General features: G+C 48.2%; 1 protein-coding gene and 2 pseudogenes. All 3 read right to left on the bottom strand.

Going from position 1 to position 2,762, the window contains the following annotated elements:
- Positions 1–213: pseudogene (locus ACJ751_RS13575) on the bottom strand (glycosyl hydrolase family 43); the annotation flags it as partial.
- Positions 214–233: 20 nt separating this feature from the next.
- The gene (locus tag ACJ751_RS13570) at positions 234–1,793 is read right to left on the bottom strand and encodes a RagB/SusD family nutrient uptake outer membrane protein (RefSeq protein ID WP_407746037.1); all 1,560 of its coding nucleotides are present in this window, start codon (positions 1,791–1,793) and stop codon (positions 234–236) included.
- A 23-nt stretch (positions 1,794–1,816) separates the two neighbouring features.
- Positions 1,817–2,762: pseudogene (locus ACJ751_RS13565) on the bottom strand (SusC/RagA family TonB-linked outer membrane protein); the annotation flags it as partial.

The following is a 2,762-nucleotide window of genomic DNA, read 5'->3' as shown; positions in this document are numbered from 1 at the left end:
GTATTGTGTTTTCGAGATGGCCAGCCGGTTGCCGAGTGTACGCATGAAATAATAATAGCCGTCTTTTTGTAACACCCAGGGATCGGGTCCTGAAGACAACAACGGATTGGTGAATGTAGTATCTGCTTTGGGTGGCTGAACGCCCCCTGCACCAGAGCCGCCCCGTGAGCAGGCCATGAGTGCGATAAGCGTAATAAAAAATAATGTTTTCATTTGCATCAAAGTATTTATGATCACCATCCCGGGTTTTGTTTCAGGTTCGGGTTTACATCGATATCGTATTGCGGAATAGGCAGCAATGAATATTTAGCCTGGTAATTGGCAAAACCTGCATCCCTGGAAGCCAGTGCCGTACTCAGGTCGCCCCATCTTACCAGGTCTTCCCAGCGATGTCCTTCGCCGCACAATTCAGTCACCCGCTCGTGTTTCAATTGTGACAGGAACTGGGTCTGCGACAGCCCTGGCTTTGCCACGCTGAGCGTGGGTAACCCTGCTCTTGCCCGTACTTTGTCAACATACTGATATGCCTGCGTGGTTTGCCCCTGCGCATTCAATGCTTCGGCATATAGTAACAGGATATCTGCATACCTCAGGTAACGGTAATTGTTACCTGAATGAAAGTATTCATGGTCGATGACAGCATCATTTAAAAACTTACGGAAGTAAACGGTATGCGTGGTAGCCACGGCAATGGGATCGCCGCTTACATTGCTATAGTTTCGGGAAGCAAAACTTTGTCCGTAAATCATGCTAAAATTCGGGCCCCTTACATCTGTGGAATCATAGAGGAAAGTAGCATCCACGCGTGGGTCCCTGCCACCGCTGGTTGTTTGTTCAGCCAGGAATTCCCATACACACCAGCGGCGGGCCTGTCCATCGGTAAAGCCGATGGGACGCGGCGCGAAAAAAGGGGGTACAGAAGTGCCATAGTTTAGATTATCTGAATTGCCCTGCGTATCATCATCATGGTTATCTGTGGGGTTCACGGCGTTCTGGATCTCAAACACCGATTCTGGATTGTTTTCCGATGCTTCGAGAAAATTAGCGCTGTAGTTAGTTACGAGGCTATAGATATTTTTTCCGTTGCCATTGATCAACCAGTCGAATGCCTGTTGTGCCTGCGCATAATCGTGCATTTGCAGGTAACATTTGCCCAGCATGCCATATGCGGCGCCCTTTGTGGCGCGTCCCACATTGCTGCCGTCAGATGTTTCCGGCAATACAGCCGCGGCATCAGTAAGGTCCCTTTCAGCCTGTGCATATACATCGGCCTGTTGGGTGGTGGAAGGATAATCGGTAGGAGTAGACGTTTTTAATAGTACCGGCACATTCCCCCACAACGTGGCGAGATAGTAATAAAAAAATCCCCGCAGGAATTTCGCTTCCCCGATATACTGCGCTTTCAACGTATTGTCCATAGTAATATTCGGCACATTGTCCAGCACCTGGTTGGCCCGGTTGATGCCCATATACAGATCATACCAGACGGTGGTGTTTTCCCAGAGATTATAGTTGGTTACATTGAACACATCAAAATTGTTTATCAGGGTGGAGTTGGGACTGGTACTGAAACCTTCATCCGAGCGCACAATAGTCATAAAAAACTGGTTGCGGCAAAAGCCTACGCGGTGAAACGTGCTGTAAATGCTATTGATGCCGGTTTGTGCGTCGGCAGCTGTTTTCCAGAAATTATTGATCGTTGGGGTATTGGGATTGGCTATATCCAGGTCTTTTTTACAGGCGCTGAAAAAGACAGGCAGCGTTATTATGATGAATAAGATATATTTTTTCATTGCATTGTATTTTATATGGCAGATCACAGATCAATATTAACACCGGCTGAAAAGATCCGGCTGGAGGGCCAGAACCCTGAATCAAGACCGCGCATCCCCAGGTTGGTATTGGAGATATCCGGGTCAAGACCTTTATATTTAGTAATGGTCAGCAGGTTTTGCGCACTGATAAATAGCCGCGCCGTATTGAACTTTATTTTACTCGTCCATGCAGCCGGCAATGAATAGCCTATTTCCAGGTTCCTGAGGCGGACATAGGAGCCGTTTTCCAGCCAGCGATCTGTTTCTCCCATATTATTTACCGATACCGTTGGATCGTTGCCATTGTCTACAGCCAGCCGTGGATCGGTGCCGCCGGGGTTCGTAGAAGACCAGGGATCAATATCTTTCCTGAAATTGGTGAGTTGATAATTATCCAGGGCGCGCCGCACGTCATCATAGATCTTGTTGCCAAATACGCCTATCAACTGGATGTTGAGGGAGAAATTTTTGTAGTTGGCATTGAACTGTATGGCGGTTTGCAGCGTGGGCCATGGTGAACCGGCAAATGACCTGTCCTTGTCATTGATCTGCCCGTCTCCATTTGCATCAACGTACCTGATATCGCCAGGTTTGGCATTCGGCTGGATGATGGTTCCCGCTTTGTTTTTATACGCATCGATTGCTTCCTGACTTTGAAAGATCCCGTCCGTTTTGATCACATACCACGACGCCATGGAGTGGCCTACCTGTGAGCGCACAAAATTAGCAGGCTCCAGGTAATCAATAGCATGGCCGGTGGTGTCTACGCCCTGGTTACCCACCGACAATACTTTGTTATTGATGGTGGTGAAGTTGCCGCTTAGATCCCATTTCAGTGCATGGTTATTGTTTTTGTAAGTTATAGCCATCTCAATACCCGTATTCCGGATAGAACCTGTATTTACATAAGGGCTGCCGGCGCTGCCGAGGTATTGCGGCAGGGGCACC

Source organism: Niastella sp., assembly GCF_045805085.1.
Taxonomy (GTDB): Bacteria; Bacteroidota; Bacteroidia; order Chitinophagales; family Chitinophagaceae; genus Niastella.
Note: the sequence above shows the minus strand (reverse complement) of the source record. Positions and strands in the feature narration are given on the sequence as shown.

What these genes read in the sequence shown, in the direction of transcription:
- ACJ751_RS13570 (WP_407746037.1), bottom strand. Translation starts at nt 1,793, where the DNA reads ATGAAAAAATATATCTTATTCATCATAATAACGCTGCCTGTCTTTTTC.